This window comes from Bacillus sp. FJAT-29790, from assembly GCF_019039215.1.
GTDB lineage: Bacteria > Bacillota > Bacilli > Bacillales > Cytobacillaceae > Cytobacillus.
In genome coordinates this window covers 769-1,114 of the sequence record NZ_JAHNZZ010000009.1, presented here as the reverse complement: position 1 = coordinate 1,114, position 346 = coordinate 769, and the positions used below count along the sequence as shown (strand labels likewise).

The following is a 346-nucleotide window of genomic DNA, read 5'->3' as shown; positions in this document are numbered from 1 at the left end:
CTTCTCAGCGCCGATGGTAGTTGGGGGCTCTCCCCCTGTGAGAGTAGGACGTCGCCAAGCTTTAATATCGGAGGATTAGCTCAGCTGGGAGAGCATCTGCCTTACAAGCAGAGGGTCGGCGGTTCGATCCCGTCATCCTCCACCATATTTTTAATAAATCAAAATAATATTATTTGGCCGGTGTAGCTCAGTTGGTAGAGCAACTGACTTGTAATCAGTAGGTCGTGGGTTCGACTCCTATCGCCGGCACTTTTTTGTACGAGCCATTAGCTCAGTCGGTAGAGCATCTGACTTTTAATCAGAGGGTCGCAGGTTCGAATCCTGCATGGCTCACCATTTATATTTG

The 346-nt window shown here is 48.8% G+C and carries 3 tRNA genes; all 3 read left to right on the top strand.

Annotation, left to right across the window (positions count from 1 at the left end):
• Window positions 1–69: 69 nt before the first annotated feature.
• Window positions 70–145 (top strand) — tRNA-Val (locus BGM26_RS21305).
• 31 nt (window positions 146–176) lie between these two features.
• Window positions 177–249, top strand: a tRNA-Thr gene (locus BGM26_RS21300).
• 11 nt (window positions 250–260) lie between these two features.
• Window positions 261–336 (top strand) — tRNA-Lys (locus tag BGM26_RS21295).
• The last annotated feature ends 10 nt before the right edge of the window (window positions 337–346 follow it).